The sequence below is a fragment of the Afipia sp. GW821-FHT04G03 genome (genome assembly GCF_059419985.1).
In genome coordinates this window covers 271,434-288,466 of record NZ_JBWKSV010000002.1, presented here as the reverse complement: position 1 = coordinate 288,466, position 17,033 = coordinate 271,434, and the positions used below count along the sequence as shown (strand labels likewise).

Below are 17,033 nucleotides of genomic sequence, written 5' to 3'. Positions count from 1 at the left end.
CTCTTTGCACGGTGTCTGGTCCATTTCAGACCTAAGCCCAGGTCCAAGTCTCTGGCGTGGCGGGACAAAGTGGCGGGCTGCAAAAAGTGGCCTTGTCGCGTAGAGTAACCTCGGCGCGATGACGCTTCGGAGCGGAATTTGTATTCGATTCAGGGCCAGAGCTATCAGGTGACCGCGGATGCGCGCTACGCCCAGGCGAAGCGTCACAGCCGCCGTGTGCGCCAGATGCGGCTGGCGGTTCCTGTGCTGGTGGCCGCGGCGATGGTCATGATCGTGGGCGCGTCGCTGTTCAACCCGTTCAGGATTCTTTCAAAGCTGCCGATCGACATCGGCAAGCTCGGAGTCTCGGGCACCAAGATCACGATGGATGCGCCGCATCTCGCGGGCTTCACCCCGGATCAGCGTCCCTATGAACTCTGGGCCAAGTCGGCGGTACAGGACGTGACGACTCCGAACAACGTCGAGTTGCACGAATTGCGCGCGAAGGTGCAGATGGAAGACAAGACAGGCATCACCATGGACGCGCGCAGCGGTCTGTTCGATACGAAAACCCAGCTACTCGATCTGAAGGACAGGATCTTCCTGCAATCGACGACCGGCTACGAAGCGCGATTGACACAGGCGGCGGTCGATATGGGCGCCGGCACGGTGTCGTCGGACGAGCCGGTGGCGGTGAAGCTTCTGAATGGTACGCTCGACGCCAAGCGTCTGAGGATCACGGAAGGCGGTGCGCTGGTGCGCTTTGAAGGCGGCGTCTCGATGATCCTGATTCCGGAAGAGCCGGCGAAAGATGCGGCTGCGAGCAGTGAAGCTCCGGCGCAGGATGCCGCCGCAAGATGACGAGTTGCATGACGACAATCGACAAAGGTCCTGAGGCCCGCGGCTTGACGCGCGCGATCGCGCGCACGCTGTCGGTGGCGGCGGTCGCGATCGCCTTGTGCGCAGGGCCCGAGGCGCGCGCGCAAAGCTCGGCGACGGGTGTTCCTAATGCGATGCAGGGCTTCTCGCAGAATCGCGACAAGCCGATCCAGATCGATGCGGCCTCGCTCGAGATGCGCGACAAGGACAAGGCGGCGACATTCAGCGGCAACGTGAAGGTCGTGCAGGGCGACACTACCATGCTGTGCAAGACGCTCGTCGTCTTTTACGACAACGATCAGACGGCCGGCGCCAAGCCTGCGATGAAGACGTCGACGCCGGGGCCGACCGGCAGTTCGTCGATCCGCAAACTGGAAGCGAAGGGCGGCGTCGTCGTCACCCAGAAAGAGCAGACGGTCACCGGCGATCGCGGCGTGTTCGACATGCGCGCCAACACGGTGACGATGCATGGCAATGTGCTGCTCACCAAGGACAAGAATGTGCTGCGCGGGGACCGGCTTATCGTCGATCTCACCACCGGCATTTCTCGCGTCGAAGCGGACAACAAGCGCGTCCAGGGCGTATTCCAGGCCTCGCCCAGCGCGTCGCCGCAAGGCGCAAGCCCGACCGGCACGACATCTGCGCCGGCACCGGCGGCGCCTGGAAAGCCGCTTAAGCTCAATAGCTTGCCGGCTACGCCGAAGCGCAGCGGTTGAACCCGATGCCGCGAGCCTGTATCACCCAGCCCCGGAACATTGGGGATGGGCAATACGCCCTCGCTCCCTCATGCTCAGGCAATCTCAAGGCTGATTTGAAAAGGCTGACTTGAAGCGGGCATGGTGGATCTCCTGCGCATCTTTCGTCGTCGAGGCCCGGTGCGTGGACGGCAGGGGTTCGCACGTTCGCGTCAGGACGACGCGCCGCAGGACATCACCTCATTGGCTGCGCGGATGGGCGACATCTTCCGGCCTGCCGCCGGCGAGAAGCCGTTAGCGGCCAGCCAGAGCACCCCGGCCAAGCGTGAGGCCGTCGCAGCCGCGATTCCCCGCGACCCTCCGACGCTCGCACCTCAGGATTCGTTCACGCACAATGCGCCGCCGATTCCGCGCAACCTGCCGCGGGATGTTTCCAAGGAACAGCCGCGCGAGAATGCGCCGCGTGCGCGCGCCGGCAACAACGGCGCATCGCCGCAACGCGCGCAGCACTCCGGTTATCTCGCGATCCACGGCGTCGAGAAAAGTTTCGGCACGCGCAAGATCGTGCATGGCGTCAGCATCTATGTCCGGCGTGGCGAAGCCGTCGGCATTCTGGGACCGAACGGCGCCGGCAAAACCACGGTGTTCTACATGATCACCGGCCTCATCAAGCCGGATCGCGGTCGGGTCGAACTCGACGGCCACGATGTCACGCAATTGCCGATGTATCAGCGCGCGCGGCTCGGCATCGGTTATCTGCCGCAGGAAGCCTCGATCTTTCGCGGGCTTTCGGTCGAGAACAACATTCGCGCGGTGCTGGAAGTGGTCGAGCCCGACAAGCGCAAGCGCGAACGCGAGCTGGATTCCCTGCTTGAGGAATTCAACATCACGCGCCTGCGGAAATCGCCATCCATCGCGCTGTCCGGCGGCGAGCGGCGGCGCGTCGAAATCGCGCGCGCGCTGGCGTCGCGTCCGAGTTACATGCTGCTCGACGAACCGTTCGCGGGCATCGATCCGATTGCGGTCGGCGACATTCAGGAACTGGTGCGGCATCTCACCCAGCGCGGGATCGGGGTCCTGATCACCGATCACAACGTGCGCGAGACGCTGGGTCTCACCGACCGCGCTTATATCGTCTATGCAGGTGAGGTTCTGACCGAAGGCAGCCCGGACGAGATCGTCAACGATCCCGACGTGCGCCGCCTGTATCTCGGCGAGGAATTCCGGCTCTAGGTCCGCTGCCGGGCGGTTCATGCTGCAGCGCGGCGCGCCCTACTCCGAATTTTCAAAACGTCAAGCCGTGTACAAGCCTTCAGGAAAGGTTTAAGCAAGAAACGGACCACTTTTGGACCGAATCTGGGTTTTTATGGCTCTGACGCAGAGATTAGAGTTCCGCCAGTCGCAGTCGCTGGTGATGACGCCGCAGCTGATGCAGGCGATCAAGCTGCTGCAACTGTCGAATCTCGATCTCGTGGCCTTCGTCGAGGATGAGCTTGAGCGCAATCCGCTGCTCGAGCGGGCCGATCAGGACGGCGCGCCAGATCGCGGGCAGGAGCCCGCCGCCCAGACCGAATTTTCCGAAGGTGAGGACAGCGGATTCACGCAAGGTCACGATCACGCCGGTGACGGGGAACGCTCCGCGGATGCGTTCGAGCCCGGCACCGAGGAATGGATGGCGCCCGATCTCGGAACGCGCACCGAGATCGAGCAGACCCTCGACACCGGAATGGAAAACGTTTTTCCCGAAGAGCCTGCGGATGCCGCAGCGCGCGCAGCCCAGGACGCGGCTCCAAGCGCCTACACGGAGTGGGGCGGGGGGGCATCGAACGACGACGACTACAATCTCGAGGCTTTTGTCGCCGCAGAACTCACGCTCAGCGGTCATCTCGCCGAACAACTGGCGGTGGCGTTTCCGGATCCGATGCGCCGCATGATCGGGCAGTACCTGATCGATCTCGTGGACGATGCCGGCTACGTGCCCGCCGATCTCGGCGATGCGCATGAGAAGCTCGGCACCTCGCGCGGCGAGGTCGAGGCGGTGCTTGCGGTTCTGCAGAAATTCGATCCGCCCGGCGTCTGCGCGCGCAACTTGAGCGAATGCCTCGCGATCCAGTTGCGCGAGAGTGATCGTTACGATCCTGCGATGCAGGCGCTTGTCGAAAACCTCGATCTGCTGGCGAAGCGCGACATCGCCTCTTTAAGAAAAATCTGCGGCGTCGATGATGAAGACATCGCCGACATGATCGGAGAAATTCGCCACCTCAATCCCAAGCCCGGCCTGAAGTTCGGGTCGGCCAGGACGCAGAGCGTCGTGCCGGACGTTTACGTTCGCCCGGGACCGGATGGCGGCTGGCATGTCGAACTCAACAGCGACACCCTGCCGAAGGTGCTGGTCAATCAAGTCTACTATACGCAGCTGTCGAAGACGATCCGCAAGGACGGCGACAAATCCTACTTCACCGATTGCCTGCAAAACGCGACCTGGCTGGTGCGCGCCCTTGATCAGCGTGCGCGGACGATCCTGAAAGTCGCCACCGAAATCGTCCGCCAGCAGGACGGCTTCTTCACGCAAGGCGTGGCGCATCTGCGGCCGCTGAACCTGAAAGCCGTCGCCGACGCGATCCAGATGCACGAATCGACCGTTTCGCGCGTCACCGCGAACAAGTACATGGCGACCAATCGGGGCACCTTTGAGCTAAAATATTTCTTTACCGCCTCCATCGCGTCGGCGGACGGCGGTGACGCGCATTCCGCGGAAGCTGTGCGGCACCGCATCAAACTCCTGATCGACGCGGAAAGCGCTGCCGCGATCCTGTCCGACGACACCATCGTGGAACGATTGCGCGCCGACGGCATTGATATTGCCCGGCGCACGGTTGCGAAATATCGTGAAGCCATGCGTATTCCCTCGTCCGTGCAGCGACGCCGCGACAAGCAGAGCATGCTCGGCACCGCGCTGACCTCGGCTGCTCCGGCCGTAGACAGGTCCCGCGACACAGCAACCGCTTGACTGCGCCGCCAAGAAGCGGAACGCTCCGATACGTAATCTCCGAACTGTTCGACAATTCGAAGCGGCAAGTGAGGAACGACATGACACTCCGGATCTCTGGAAAAAGCATCAGCGTCGGTGAAGCCCTGCGTGATCGCGTCAATGAACGAACGGATGAAGTTCTTCGAAAATATTTCGACGGTAACTATTCGGGCCACATCACTCTCAGCAAGGATGGCTTCGGCTTCCGCACCGATTGCGCGCTTCATCTTGATTCGGGCATCACGCTCGAAGCAGACGCGATGGCTGCCGATGCCTACGCCAGCGCCGATCAGGCGCTGCTGATGATCGAGAAGCGTCTGCGTCGTTACAAGAGCCGCCTGAAGGATCGCTCCGCGCGCAAGGCCTACGCCGCGGCCACAGCGGAGATCAACGGGGCGGGATTCAACGGACCCGGTCTCGACGCGCCGAGCTACGTGATCGAGGCTCCGTCCGGCGATCACGACGAGGGCGCGGACTTCAATCCCGTGATCATCGCGGAAGCGGTGACGTCGCTGAAACGGTTTTCGGTCAGCGAAGCGGTCATGGAACTCGATCTGACCGGCGCGGCTGTGATGGTTTTTCAGCACGGCTCGAGTGGCCGGGTGAATGTCATCTACCGCCGGCCGGACGGCAATGTGGGCTGGGTCGATCCCCCGACCGTCGGCGAGCCGGTTCGCCATTGACGCCTTGAGCGTGCCTAACTATGGTCCGCGACCTTTCAGGATTGCGGGCCAGAGTCTGGTTCGAATGGCCTTGACGCCGCCCGGTCGCTGACCGATTTAACAAGTCCACCAACGGCTTAACCTCACCCTCGGAACGTTCTATGACGATTACCGACCTGGTCGCACCCGAGGCGATTCTTCCTGCTTTGAAGGTCAACAGCAAGAAGCAGGCGCTTCAGGAACTCTCCGCGCGCGCGGCCGTCCTGACCGGACAAAATGAACGGTCGATTTTCGAGGTGCTCCTTCAGCGCGAAAAGCTGGGAACCACCGCTGTCGGCTACGGCGTGGCGATTCCTCACGGCAAGCTGCCGAAGCTCGACAAGCTGTCGGGCCTGTTCGCGCGGCTGGATCGCCCCATCGATTTCGAGGCGATGGATGGCCAGCCGGTCGATCTCGTATTCCTGTTGCTGGCTCCCGAAGGCGCCGGTGCGGACCATCTGAAGGCGCTGGCGCGCATCGCGCGGCTGTTGCGCGACCAGGACATCGCCAAGAAACTGCGCGCGTCGAAGGACGCGGAGGCGCTGTATTCGGTGCTGGCGCTGCCGCCGGCGACTGCGGCCTGAGAAATAGAGCCCCGGTACAGGCGGCCCAGCGCGTGGCAAAGCCGTTGTCAAAATCCTACGGCTTCAGCCATCTGTTCGACCCGCGGCGGGCGCAAAGCCGCCCCTCCATGGATCGGAGGCGGTTCGTCGCCTTCGTCGTCAAGTCGGCGCAGAGCGCCGAGGATGTCTTTCAACGGGATCGCGTCGGGCGAGCCGGGTAACCGGCGAAGCCAGGGATTATCCCTGACGGCGAATGCATCCGATGCCCATGCCGCGAGAACGCAGCGCTTCTCCGCAGACGAGAGAACAGGGCTCTTAAGAACCTCCGACGGATGACTGAAAGTTGCGGCCAGAAGTGAATTTGCATGAATGTCGAAATCGGTTCCACGAATGTTCATGGTCGCCTCCATTGCTCCTTTCTGTTCAAGAGGGCGCCGAAAAATTTAGAGCGCCTGACACGCTCTTCAAGGCGCCAAATTATTTTCTTGTCCACGCGGCGGGATGTTTTTTTCAGCGCACAAGCTTCAAAATTTTTTTGAGAGGGTCTTGAAACCTATCGGCTTTTTTTTAGTTTTTTCTTTGCCGTTTACAGGCCCGGGCGCCCTTTAGGGGTCCGGAGGAGACGGGCATCAGAGGTGTTCGATGCTCGCTTATATCCAACTTGCTCAATGGAGGATTTGGCTATGAGAACGTCTTATGACTTCACCCCGTTCTGGCGGTCATCCATCGGCTTCGACCGTCTGTTTGACCTCGTTGATGCTGCGCAGCAGCAAGCTGAGGCTCATTATCCGCCGTATAACATCGAGAGGCTTGGAGACGACCGATACCAGATATCGCTGGCGTTGGCGGGATTCCGGCCTGACGAGATCAATGTTACGGCTGAGCAGAATGTGCTCACAATTGAAGGACGCAAGACGGACGAAAAGCGCGAGTATCTCTACCAGGGGATTTCCGAGCGCCATTTCCGTCGGCAGTTCAACCTCGCAGACTACGTGCAGGTAAGGAACGCATCCTTCGATAACGGGCTTCTGCGCGTTGAACTGGTCCGGGAGATCCCGGAAGCGATGAAGCCTCGGCAGATCGCCATTAACGGCGTATCAAACGTTCAACAAATCGACTCGAAGGCCGCCGCATAATTCCGGCCCGCCTTTGGTTCCAAATGTGCACCCTGCTGGCTTGAGCCGGCGGGGTGCCGCTTCGTCAAACGAAAGGAAAGATGGAGGACCGTCGTGTCGACGATGATGGTTGATGAAAAACTTGCCCGCATACGAGTGCGGAACAGTAATATTCGGCGATACCGTCGTTTGCTGAAGACAGAGCTCACTGAGATTGAGCGTTGCTTTATTCTGAAAAGGTTATCCGAAGAGCAGGACGCGTTGGCGAAACTAGCCGGCGAGATCCTTCCTTTGTCCATCGGTTCTTCGCAACTCCAGAAGACTATCGCGGCTTCGGGTTAGTTGGTGGGTTGGGGCGAGTACAAACACAAACGGCAGCGCGATGCGCTGCCGTTCGTACGGTGCTCGTCGTGCTGTACGCCGCGCGTCAGTGGACGCTGACGGTTTCCAACTCGTTGCTCCATGCATTCGCGATCGCCGCTTCGCGGCTGTCGGTCAGCATGATCGGTGTGCCGTCGGCGGCGTGAAGTGCGAACAGCTTCAGGCCCGGCGCGATCTGTGGCGCCTGCGGGAAAAGTCCCGGCACGTCTTCCGAGCGAATCTGTTTGACGTAGGCGATATGGCCTTCGCCCAAGGTAGCCAGCGCCTCCAGCGAGACGGCGGGTTCAAAGATGACAGTACCAGTCATGGTCTCGACTCCTTGCAGTTGTTAAGCGGTCGAGTCCGCTACTCGTTCCATTATTCGTGCTCATTGATGGCTATCGTCTTAACAACCCGTTCAGGTTCGGGACGAGCCAGATCGATCGACAGCAGGCCGTTCTTCAGGTCGGCGCCGATGACATACATCCCGTCCGCCAGCACGAAGGTGCGCTGGAAGTGACGCGCGGCAATGCCGCGATGGATGTATTGCCGGGTCTTGTCGTCCTGTTGGCGGCCCCGGATCACGAGCTGATTTTCCTCAGTGGTTACATCGAGTTGGTCGCGGGTAAATCCGGCGACCGCCAGCGTGATCCGCAGGCGTTCGGGCTGGCCGTCATCACGGCCGCACCGCTCGATATTGTAAGGAGGATAACCGTCTGCGCCTTTCACGACGCGATCGAGCGCACGCTCGATTTCGTCGAATCCCAAAAGGAACGGACTCGATAGCGATGGAACACGAGACATTCACAAAGTCCTCTCGAAGCGACTTTGACGTTAAGGGCCCTTGCGGCACCCCGTTATCCGGCCAGTGGTTTCACCTTCCGGATGACCTCAATATGGCGATGTTCCAGGCCCCGTTCAAGAACCCCAAAACCGGCTCCCAACAGGAAAAATCGAGCGATTTCAGGCCCGATCGCCGATCCGGCTGCGCCCGTCGGGGCTGAACAGGTGCAGCTTCTCGTGCGCGGCCGTGACCCTGATTCGCTGGCCGATGGCGGGCTCGGCTTCTCCCGGAAGCCGCACGATGATTTCGCCCGGCGGCAGTTCGCCTGGCTTCGCGCTGACGGTGGGACCCGCGCCTTCGTGCGCCCGGGTGCCATAGACAAAGGTTTCTGCGCCGACGCGCTCGATGGCGTCGACCACGAGTTCGAGTGCCAGACCCGCGGCTGGCGATGATCCGTCGATCAGTGCGAAATCTTCCGGGCGTACGCCGAGGATGGCGTCGCCGGATACTTTGATCTGAAGACCGTCGAGCAACGCGCCGAGATCGTTGGCCTGCACTGGCAGCAGGTTCATCGGCGGCGCGCCGATGAAGGACGCGACGAAGGTGGTGGCCGGCTTGCGGTAGATGTCGAGCGGCTTGCCGATCTGCTCCACCACGCCGCCGTTCATCACCACCAGAATGTCCGCGAGCGTCATCGCTTCCAGCTGGTCGTGGGTGACATAGATCGATGTGGTCTTGAGGCGGCGCTGAAGCTTGCGGATTTCAACGCGCATGGCGATACGCAGCTTGGCGTCGAGATTCGACAGCGGCTCATCGAACAGAAACACCTTCGGTTGCCGCACGATGGCGCGGCCCATGGCGACGCGCTGACGCTGGCCGCCGGACAGTTGCCGCGGCTTGCGCTCCAGCATTGGCGTAATTTCGAGAATCTGCGCCGCCTCGCGCACGCGGGTGTCGATTTCGGGCTTCGGCATCCCGCGGTTTCGCAGGCCGTAGGCCATGTTGTTGTAGACGCTCATGTGCGGATAGAGCGCGTAGTTCTGGAACACCATGGCGATGTCGCGTTCGGCGGGCTCGATCTCGTTGACCACGCGGCCGCCGATGTCGATGGTGCCGCCGGTGATGGTCTCGAGCCCCGCCACCATGCGCAGCAGCGTGGACTTGCCGCAGCCGCTTGGTCCCACGAGAACACAGAACTGCCCGTCGGGGACCTCGAGGTCGATGCCCTTGATGGCATCGACGCCGCCTGGATAGGTTTTCCTGACATCGTGCAGAACGACGTTTGCCATTTCGATTTCCTGCTTCCGAAATTTTTACTTTTCTGTCTCGACCAGACCGCGCACGAACAGTTTCTGCATCAGGATGACCACGGCCACCGGCGGCAGCATCGCCAGCACCGCGGTGGCCATCACGATGGGCCACTCGGTCAGCGCGTCGGACGTGGTGATCATCTTGCGGATGCCGATGACGATGGTCTGCATGTCGTCGCGCGTGGTGATGAGCAGCGGCCAGAGATACTGATTCCAGCCATAGATGAAGAGGATCACGAACAGCGCCGCCATGTTGGTGCGCGACAGCGGCAGCAGCGTATCCTTGAAAAACCGAAACGGTCCCGCGCCGTCGATGCGCGAGGCTTCCAGCAACTCATCCGGCACGGTCATGAAGAATTGCCGGAACAGCAACGTCGCGGTGGCGGATGCGATCAGCGGCAGCGTCAGCCCCGAATAGCTGTCGAGCAGGCTGAGATCGGCGGCGATCTTGTAGGTCGGATAGATGCGCACTTCCACCGGCAGCATCAGCGTTATGAAGATCAGCCAGAACAGCCACATCCGGAACGGAAAACGGAAATAGACAATGGCGTAGGCCGACAGGATCGAGATCGCGATCTTGCCGAGTGCGATCGACAGCGCCATCACCAGCGAATTGAACAGCATCACGCCGACCGGCTCGCGGGTCGAACTCGATGTGCCGATGAAGATCGTCTTGTAATAATTCTCGAGGAAATGCCCGCCGGGCAGCAGCGACATTTGCCCGTTGGCGATCAGCGACGCCTCCTGCGTCGAGGCCACGATGGCGAGATAGACCGGAAACGCCACGATGGCGATGCCTATCCATAAAATGAGATGCGCGACGTAGCGGCGGATGCCCTGGCGCTCGACCATCAGTACGTCACCTTGCGTTCGACAAAACGGAACTGGATCGCGGTCAATGCCACCACGATCACCATCAGGATCACCGACTGCGCCGCCGACGAGCCGAGATTGCCGCCGAGCAGGCCGTCCAGATAAACCTTGTAGACAAGGGTTTCCGTCGCCTTGGCGGGGCCGCCGCCGGTCATGGCGTCGATGATGCCGAAGGTGTCGAAGAAGGCGTAGACGATGTTGACCACGATCAGGAAGAAGATGGTGGGTGTCAGCAGCGGGAACGTCACGGTCCAGAACCGGCGCATCGGCTTCGCGCCGTCGATGGCGGCAGCCTCCAGCACGCTTTTCGGAATGGCCTGAAGTCCGGCCAGGAAGAACAGGAAGTTATAGGAAATCTGTTTCCACGTCGCCGCCAGCACCACGAGGATGACGGCGTGATCGCCGTTAAGCAGCGGATTCCAGTCGATGCCCATGTTGCGCAGGCCCCGCGCCAGCACGCCGAGCGAGGGATGCAGCATGAAGATCCACAGCACGCCGGCGACGGCGGGGGCGACCGCGTAGGGCCAGATCAGCAGCGTGCGGTAGACGTTGACGCCGCGCAGCGGTTTATCGGCCATCACCGCCAGCAACAGCGCGAGCGACAGCGACGCGCCGGCGATCATCGCGGAAAAAATGAAAGTGCGCAGGATGGTCGCGAAATATTCCGGTTGGCTGAGCAGCTCGGCGTAATTCTCGAAGGCGACGAACGTTGTCGAAAGACCGAACGCGTCCTGCAGCAGGAACGACTGCCAGACCGCCTGTGCCGCGGGCCAGTAGAAAAACACCAGCACGACCGCGAGCTGTGGAATCAGCAGCAGAAAGGGCAACAGGCGCGAGTGAAAGACCGTTTGCTTTTGCATGAAGGCTCAATGCGTCCGGGTCGTTTATGCTCGTCATGGCCGGGCTTGTCCCGGCCATCCACGTCTCACTTTTGGCGCTTCAGGAAGACGTGGATGCCCGGCACAAGGCCGGGCATGACGGTTTCAGCCGGTGTTGCAGTGCTGGATCGGATCACTTTGCGACCGTGCGTTCGAACTGGCGCAGCATCGCGTTGCCGCGCGTCACGGACGCATCGAGCGCTTCCTTGGCGGTCTTCTTGCCCGCCAGCGCGCCCTCGATTTCCTCGGCCCAGATGTCGCGCAGTTGCACCATGTTGCCGAGCCGCAGGCCGCGTGAATTTTCAGTGGGCTCCTTGTTGGTCAGTTCGAGCAGCGGCGTTTCGAGATAGGGCTGGCTCTTGTAGAAGCCTTCCGCCTTGGCTTTGGCATAAGCCGCCTTGGTGATCGGCAGATAACCTGACGCCTTGTGGATCGCGACCTGACGATCGGTGTCCGACAGGAAGGCCAGGAATTTCGCGACGCCCTTGTATTCCTCGGGCTTCTTTCCGCCCATCACCCACAGCGATGCGCCGCCGATGATCGAGTTCTGCGGCGCGCCCTTGGCGTCAGGATAGTAAGGCATCGGCGCGTTGGTCCAGTCGAACTTCGCGTTCGCCTTCACCTGCCCGAAGAAGCCGGACGACGTCAGGAAGATCGGACACTCGCCCGACGTGAAGCGGCCTTCGCCGGTGTTGGTGCGGCCGGAGTAATCGTAGGTCTTGTCCTTCTGAAGATCGATCAGCGTCTGGAGATGCTTGAGCTGAAGCGGTCCGTTGAATTCGAGCACGGTGTCGAAACCGTCGAGGCCGTTGGCCTTTGAGGCCAGCGGCACGTTATGCCACGACGACAGCTGTTCGAGATTGGCCCATGTCACCCACGCGGTCGAGAAACCGCAGGTCGCGTAGCCTGCGGCTTTCAGCTTCTTGGCGTCCTCGAAGACTTGCGGCCATGTTTTCGGAATCTCGGCGATGTTCGCCTTCTTCAGCGCGTCCTTGTTGATCCACATCACCATCGACGAGGAATTGAACGGGAACGACAGCATGTCGCCCTTGGATGTCGAATAGTAGCCGGTGATCGCCGGAAGGTAAGCCTGTGGATCGAATTTCTCGCCCGCTTCCTTCATCAGGACGTGCACCGGCTTTACGGCGCCGGTCGCGGACATCATGGTCGCGGTGCCGACCTCGAACACCTGAATGATGTGCGGCGCGTTGCCGGCGCGGAACGCGGCGATGCCGGCGTTCATCGTGTCCGGATAGCTGCCCTTGTAGGACGGGACGACCTTGTACTCGCTCTGCGACGCGTTGAACTCTTCAGCGAGCTTCACCACGACCTCGTTGTTGCCGCCGGTGATGGCGTGCCACCACTGGATCTCGGTGGCGGCTTGCGCGGGCATGGCAAGTGCGATCATGGTCGAGGCAGCGAAGCCAAAGCTGATCTGGCGAATCCTCATCGAGTTTCTCCCTGAAGCCGTCATCATCGTTGAATGCTGCGCGCTAACAGCGCCGGATGACGTGCAATTGACGCGGGATGGTAATCGGGGAGGGTTGCCGGAGGGAAGCCCTAAATGGCCAAGACCTTAGTGGCCCAACCTTGGGTGCAGGCGATTGTGGCGTCGCGCACGATGTGCGTGTGCGGAATCTTCGAAGGGAAGAAAAAAGGCGACGGTCAAAGCCTGACCGCCGCCCTTTTGATGCGTTGCTGTGTTCCCAGGGAAACTCAGCGCTTGCGTTCTGCCGCCACGATGCCGCTGGCGTGAAGCTCGGCGATCTCCTTCGCCGAGTAACCGAACTCACCCAGTATTTCGTCTGAGTGCTCGCTGAATTTCGGCGGCACGCGACGCAGGCTGGCCTTGGTGCGGTCGAAGCGGATCGGCGAGGCGACGCCCTTGTACCAATCCTTCTCGATGACATCGCCGCGGTGCTTGACGTGGTCGCTCGCCAGCGCCTTGTCGATCGACTGCACCGGGCCTGCCGGCAGACCCGCCGCGAGCAGGCGACGGCACAGTGGTTCGCTGTCGTGGTCCTTGAGAATATCGACAAGGACGTCGCGCAGTTCGTCGCGATGCGCGATGCGATCGCGGTTGCGCGCGAAACGCGGATCGGTGCCGAGCTCAGGTCGCCCAAGTTCCTTCATCAGCTTGCGGAAAGTGCCGTCATTGCCGACACCCATGAAGACGTTGCCGTCGCGCGCCGGGAACACCGCATAGGGCACCAGATTCGGATGCTCGTTGCCGGTCAGCGCCGGCGGCTTGCCGTGCATGAAGTAATTGGCCGTATGCGGATGCATGATCGCGAGGCCGGTTTCGTAGAGTGTCGTCTCCAGGAACTGGCCCTTGCCGGATCTCGCGCGTTCCGCGAGCGCCATCAAGATACCGACCGCCGCGTAAAGTCCCGTCGACATGTCGACAAGCGCCACGCCGATGCGGGTCGGGCCGCTTTCCGGCGATCCGGTCGAAGCCATCAGGCCGACCATGGACTGGATGATCGCGTCGTAGCCGGGGTGTCCGCCGTGGGGGCCGTCGCCGCCGAAGCCGGAAATGCGGCAGTGGATCAATGCGGGGAATTTTGCGCGCAGGAAATCGTTGCCGATGCCCCACTTGTCGAGCGTGCCCGGTTTGAAATTCTCGATCAGCACGTCGGCGGTCTCGAGCATTTTCATCAGAACCGTGCGACCGCCTTCCGAGGCGAGATCGAGGCCGATCGAACGCTTGTTGCGATTGGTGCCGATGTAATAGGCCGCGTCATCGTCGTGGAACGGAGGGCCCCAGTCGCGGGTCTCGTCGCCCGCCGGAGGTTCGACCTTCACGACATCTGCGCCGTGGTCGGCGAGAATCTGCGTGCAGTAGGGACCGCCGAGCACGCGCGTCAGATCGATGACGCGCAGTCCGGCCATTGCCCCGGTCGCGGTTTGGGATGTCATTGAGTCAGCCTTCGATCAACGGAGAATGAAAATGGTGCCGCAGCATTGCAGCCTGCCGTCACATTGAAAGAATTCGGACAGCGCCGTCAATATCGCGACGGTCATGCGTCCATGCGTGCGTCTTCGCAAATGCGTTGTTCAGTGAGCGAACGGAAATTCAGGCGTCAGAAGACTCAATCGCGGAGTTTTGAAGGAGGATGGTGGAGCCAGGCGGGATCGAACCGCCGACCTCTTGCATGCCATGCAAGCGCTCTCCCAGCTGAGCTATGGCCCCGAACACCTCGCCGCGCGGTGGGACTGCGCGGGTTATTTCAGCGGCGCGTCGATCAGGCGACGCGCAAGTCCCGAAAAATCACACTTGAGAATTTATCTCAAGTCTCTTCGTCGCCGGAAACGTCGCCAATGATGTCGGTGACGTCTTCGTCGTCTTCCTCGTCTTCGGCGATGAAGGTCGAATCATCGTCATCGTCGTCGGAAATGGTGTCGTCGACTTCGATATCGTCCTCGGACTCCGGCACCACGGCCTTGACCTTGCCGGTGTTTTCCTCGGCGTCGGCCTCTTCCAGCGACACCAATTCTTCCGACTCGGCCGGTTCCGGCACGATGCTGGCGGCGCTGGCTGCCGCAGCGCGCGCGGCTGCGTCGGCGCGCGTGCGTGGCGGCGGAATCGGCGCGATCGGCACAACTTCGCCGGTGTACGGCGAAATCACCGGTGTCTTGTTGAGGTCGTAGAACTTCTTGCCCGTGGTCGGGCAAATGCGCTTGGTTCCGAGATCGGCTTTTGCCACGGCTTATAGTCCTGAGAATGTCTTGAAAAAGCGGTGCTTCACTTGGCTAGTTGCGCCGCCGCTGTCAATAGCGGTTTAGGGGATAAATGACCGGGTCGTGACGTGCTGCAAACCTCGTGGTAGGAGCCGCCTACATAAGGAAAATGCCGTTTTGACCCATTCCGACCACCCCACGCCGCTGGAATCGCGGCCCGCAGGCGCTCTCAGCGGCCGCGTCCGCGTCCCGGGCGATAAATCGATCTCGCATCGGGCCCTGATTCTCGGTGCGCTGGCAGTGGGTGAGACCCGGATTTCGGGGCTTTTGGAAGGCGAGGATGTTCTCAACACCGCCAAGGCCATGCGCGCTTTGGGCGCACGGGTCGAGCGCACCGGCGAGGGCGCTTGGTCGGTCCGCGGCGTCGGCGTCGGCGGCTTTGCCGCCCCCGATGCGCCGCTCGATTTTGGCAACAGCGGCACCGGATGCCGTCTCGCCATGGGCGCGGTGGCGGGATGCCCGATTGCTGCGACCTTCGACGGCGACGCCAGTTTGCGCAGCCGGCCGATGCGCAGAATCCTTGACCCGCTGGAACTGATGGGCGCGCGCGTTTCAATGAGCGCGGACGGCGGACGGCTGCCGATGACGCTGCAAGGCGCGCGCGATCCGCTGCCGATCGTCTACCGCACGCCGGTGGCGTCGGCGCAGATCAAGTCGGCGGTGCTGCTGGCGGGATTGTCCGCGCCGGGCGTCACCACGGTGATCGAACAGGAAGCCAGCCGCGATCATACCGAACTGATGCTCACGCATTTCGGCGCGCATGTCGTCACGACGAAAGAGGGCGCGCACGGCCGCAAGATCGCGCTCACCGGACAGCCCGAATTGCACGGCGCCAATGTTGTCGTGCCGGCCGATCCGTCGTCGGCGGCATTCCCCATCGTGGCCGCGCTGATCGTGCCGGAATCCGATGTGACGTTCACCGACATCATGACAAACCCTTTGCGGACAGGGCTTTTCACAACCTTGCGCGAAATGGGCGCTTCCATCGAAGAGAGCCATCAGCGCAACGATGCCGGCGAGCCGATGGCGCAATTCCGCGTGCGCGCGTCGCAGTTGCGCGGCGTGACGGTGCCGCCGGAACGCGCGCCCTCGATGATCGACGAATATCTCGTGCTCGCCGTCGCAGCGAGTTTCGCGGAAGGCGTCACGACAATGCGCGGCTTGCAGGAATTGCGCGTCAAGGAATCCGACCGTCTCGCGGCGACCGCGGACATGCTGCGCGTCAACGGCGTGCAGGTCGAGATTTCCGGCGACGATCTGATCGTGACCGGCAAGGGCCATGTGCCGGGCGGCGGCCTTGTCGCCACGCACATGGATCACCGCATCGCCATGTCGGCGCTGGTGATGGGTGCGGCGTCAGACGCGCCGGTGAAGATCGACGATACCGGATTCATCGCCACCAGCTTTCCGGATTTCATTCCGATGATGCGCGGGCTGGGAGCGGACTTCTCATGATCATCGCCATCGACGGACCCGCCGCATCCGGAAAAGGCACGCTCGGCAAGCGGCTGGCCCATCATTACGGGTTCCGCCATCTCGACACCGGCGTGATCTACCGCGCGGTCGCCCAAGCGCTGCTGGAGATGGGGGCCGATCTGACCAACGAGGCCCTCGCGGTGGCGGTAGCCATGGAACTCGACCCTGAAAAGTTCGGCAATCCGGTCCTGAAAACCCAGAAAGTGGGTGACGCGGCCTCGGTGGTCTCGGCAATTCCAAAGGTAAGAGAAGCACTTATCGATTTTCAGCGGCAGTTCGCGGCAGGCCCCCCGGGCGCCGTTCTGGACGGCCGCGATATTGGAACCGTGATCTGCCCGCACGCCGAGGTGAAGATTTTCGTCGTGGCGGACCCCGAGGTCCGGGCCCGCCGCCGGACGCTGGAGGCGCTGGCGCGGGGCGAGCAGGCCGACGAGGCCGCCGTTCTGGCCGACATCCTCAAGCGCGACGAGCGCGACCGGAACCGGGCTGCGGCCCCGCTAAAAGCGGCTCCGGATGCGGTCTTGCTGGATAACTCCCAGTTGGATATAGAAAGCGGCGTCCGGGCTGCCATCGACATTGTCGAGGCCGTCCGAGCGGGCCGGTCGAGGGCTTAGTCCCTGCCGTCATTGGAGGAATGCCCGCTCCCGG

19 protein-coding genes and 1 tRNA gene are annotated in these 17,033 nt (G+C 61.9%); 10 read left to right on the top strand and 10 right to left on the bottom strand.

The features are described from left to right. Positions 1-138 precede the first annotated feature (138 nt). The 6 genes from lptC to ptsN all read left to right on the top strand — a co-directional run bounded on the left by lptC (position 139) and on the right by ptsN (position 5,869). Positions 139-840 carry an LPS export ABC transporter periplasmic protein LptC gene (lptC, locus tag AC07UB_RS10630; RefSeq protein ID WP_492791493.1) on the top strand — a complete coding sequence of 234 codons (702 nt, stop codon included), beginning with the start codon at positions 139-141 and terminating at the stop codon, positions 838-840. 8 nt (positions 841-848) lie between these two features. Continuing rightward, positions 849-1,574 (top strand): LptA/OstA family protein, encoded by a 726-nt coding sequence (locus AC07UB_RS10625; RefSeq protein ID WP_492791494.1) that lies wholly within the window; start codon positions 849-851, stop codon positions 1,572-1,574. 120 nt (positions 1,575-1,694) lie between these two features. Further along, positions 1,695-2,786, top strand: coding sequence for an LPS export ABC transporter ATP-binding protein (lptB, locus tag AC07UB_RS10620; RefSeq protein ID WP_492791495.1), 1,092 nt, complete (start codon positions 1,695-1,697; stop codon positions 2,784-2,786). A gap of 133 nt (positions 2,787-2,919) precedes the next feature. Then, a complete protein-coding gene (gene rpoN, locus AC07UB_RS10615; RefSeq protein WP_492791496.1) occupies positions 2,920-4,563 on the top strand; it encodes an RNA polymerase factor sigma-54 in 1,644 nt (547 codons plus the stop codon). Positions 4,564-4,643: 80 nt separating this feature from the next. Continuing rightward, the gene (gene hpf, locus AC07UB_RS10610) at positions 4,644-5,267 is read left to right on the top strand and encodes a ribosome hibernation-promoting factor, HPF/YfiA family (protein ID WP_492791497.1); all 624 of its coding nucleotides are present in this window, start codon (positions 4,644-4,646) and stop codon (positions 5,265-5,267) included. A gap of 140 nt (positions 5,268-5,407) precedes the next feature. Next, the gene (gene ptsN / locus AC07UB_RS10605; RefSeq protein WP_492791498.1) at positions 5,408-5,869 is read left to right on the top strand and encodes a PTS IIA-like nitrogen regulatory protein PtsN; all 462 of its coding nucleotides are present in this window, start codon (positions 5,408-5,410) and stop codon (positions 5,867-5,869) included. A 47-nt stretch (positions 5,870-5,916) separates the two neighbouring features. Here ptsN and AC07UB_RS10600 read toward each other — a convergent pair whose 3' ends face one another. After that, positions 5,917-6,246: a hypothetical protein gene (locus tag AC07UB_RS10600; RefSeq protein ID WP_492791499.1), complete on the bottom strand. Its 330-nt coding sequence runs from the start codon at positions 6,244-6,246 to the stop codon at positions 5,917-5,919. A gap of 285 nt (positions 6,247-6,531) precedes the next feature. On the opposite strand from AC07UB_RS10600, the gene AC07UB_RS10595 reads away from it, so the two are divergent. Next, on the top strand, positions 6,532-6,984 hold the full coding sequence (locus AC07UB_RS10595; RefSeq protein WP_492791500.1) for an Hsp20 family protein: 453 nt from the start codon (positions 6,532-6,534) through the stop codon (positions 6,982-6,984). 406 nt (positions 6,985-7,390) lie between these two features. Here AC07UB_RS10595 and AC07UB_RS10590 read toward each other — a convergent pair whose 3' ends face one another. The 6 genes from AC07UB_RS10590 to ugpB form a co-directional block, all read right to left on the bottom strand. After that, positions 7,391-7,651 carry a BQ00720 family protein gene (locus AC07UB_RS10590; protein WP_492791501.1) on the bottom strand — a complete coding sequence of 87 codons (261 nt, stop codon included), beginning with the start codon at positions 7,649-7,651 and terminating at the stop codon, positions 7,391-7,393. A 50-nt stretch (positions 7,652-7,701) separates the two neighbouring features. Further along, positions 7,702-8,127 (bottom strand): Hsp20 family protein, encoded by a 426-nt coding sequence (locus AC07UB_RS10585; RefSeq protein WP_006023255.1) that lies wholly within the window; start codon positions 8,125-8,127, stop codon positions 7,702-7,704. A 159-nt stretch (positions 8,128-8,286) separates the two neighbouring features. Next, a complete protein-coding gene (locus AC07UB_RS10580) occupies positions 8,287-9,396 on the bottom strand; it encodes a sn-glycerol-3-phosphate import ATP-binding protein UgpC (protein ID WP_492791502.1) in 1,110 nt (369 codons plus the stop codon). A 24-nt stretch (positions 9,397-9,420) separates the two neighbouring features. Then, positions 9,421-10,269 carry a sn-glycerol-3-phosphate ABC transporter permease UgpE gene (gene ugpE, locus AC07UB_RS10575; RefSeq protein ID WP_492791503.1) on the bottom strand — a complete coding sequence of 283 codons (849 nt, stop codon included), beginning with the start codon at positions 10,267-10,269 and terminating at the stop codon, positions 9,421-9,423. Then, positions 10,269-11,150, bottom strand: a complete 882-nt coding sequence (gene ugpA, locus AC07UB_RS10570) for a sn-glycerol-3-phosphate ABC transporter permease UgpA (RefSeq protein ID WP_492791504.1) — start codon at positions 11,148-11,150, stop codon at positions 10,269-10,271. The genes ugpE and ugpA overlap by 1 nt, the downstream gene beginning before the upstream one ends. 151 nt (positions 11,151-11,301) lie before the next feature. Continuing rightward, positions 11,302-12,618, bottom strand: a complete 1,317-nt coding sequence (ugpB, locus tag AC07UB_RS10565; protein ID WP_492791505.1) for a sn-glycerol-3-phosphate ABC transporter substrate-binding protein UgpB — start codon at positions 12,616-12,618, stop codon at positions 11,302-11,304. A 114-nt stretch (positions 12,619-12,732) separates the two neighbouring features. Between ugpB and AC07UB_RS10560 the strand changes: the two genes are divergently transcribed. Further along, positions 12,733-12,924, top strand: a complete 192-nt coding sequence (locus tag AC07UB_RS10560) for a hypothetical protein (RefSeq protein WP_492791506.1) — start codon at positions 12,733-12,735, stop codon at positions 12,922-12,924. On the opposite strand, the gene AC07UB_RS10555 is transcribed toward AC07UB_RS10560, so the two are convergent. From AC07UB_RS10555 to AC07UB_RS10545, 3 genes are all read right to left on the bottom strand, one after another. Then, positions 12,885-14,087, bottom strand: a complete 1,203-nt coding sequence (locus tag AC07UB_RS10555; RefSeq protein ID WP_492791507.1) for a CaiB/BaiF CoA transferase family protein — start codon at positions 14,085-14,087, stop codon at positions 12,885-12,887. The two genes, AC07UB_RS10560 and AC07UB_RS10555, sit on opposite strands and share 40 nt — an antisense overlap. A 198-nt stretch (positions 14,088-14,285) precedes the next feature. Beyond that, positions 14,286-14,361 (bottom strand) — tRNA-Ala (locus AC07UB_RS10550). A gap of 97 nt (positions 14,362-14,458) precedes the next feature. Beyond that, the gene (locus AC07UB_RS10545) at positions 14,459-14,875 is read right to left on the bottom strand and encodes a TIGR02300 family protein (RefSeq protein WP_492791508.1); all 417 of its coding nucleotides are present in this window, start codon (positions 14,873-14,875) and stop codon (positions 14,459-14,461) included. Between the two features lie 151 nt (positions 14,876-15,026). On the opposite strand from AC07UB_RS10545, the gene aroA reads away from it, so the two are divergent. Further along, complete coding sequence (gene aroA / locus AC07UB_RS10540) at positions 15,027-16,364, top strand: 3-phosphoshikimate 1-carboxyvinyltransferase (protein WP_492791509.1); 1,338 nt, start codon at positions 15,027-15,029, stop codon at positions 16,362-16,364. Further along, entirely contained in the window at positions 16,361-16,999 is a 639-nt protein-coding gene (cmk, locus tag AC07UB_RS10535; protein ID WP_492791510.1) for a (d)CMP kinase, read from the top strand. The genes aroA and cmk overlap by 4 nt, the downstream gene beginning before the upstream one ends. Positions 17,000-17,033 lie beyond the last annotated feature (34 nt).